Annotated in this window: 1 protein-coding gene; it reads right to left on the reverse strand. The window is 65.1% G+C overall.

The genetic code is table 11. The features are described 5' to 3' along the window. Positions 1–28: 28 nt before the first annotated feature. Positions 29–252, reverse strand: a 224-nt coding sequence (locus Ga0451573_RS19425) for a hypothetical protein (RefSeq protein ID WP_231685843.1), incomplete at its 5' end; no start/stop codon positions are given.

The raw sequence follows: 252 nt of genomic DNA on the forward strand, positions 1-252 counted from the left end.
TTATGGCCTGAGGCTTACTGAGGCGTCCTTATTGCGTGGGGGCCTTGTCGGAGACGATCTCGGCGCGCCAGGCGGTCGTGGGCTTCAGGTATTCATTGGCCAGGCGTTGCAGATCGGCGGCGGTGACCGCCTCGACCGTGGCGATCTGGCTGCGGGTCTGGTCCAGTGACGCGGGATTGGACTGGGCCTCGGACAGCTGGATCAGCCAGTAGGTGTTGTCGGCCATGCTGCGGCGCAGACGTTCGACCGCTG

This window comes from Phosphitispora fastidiosa (genome assembly GCF_019008365.1).
Taxonomy (GTDB): domain Bacteria; phylum Bacillota; class Thermincolia; order Thermincolales; family UBA2595; genus Phosphitispora; species Phosphitispora fastidiosa.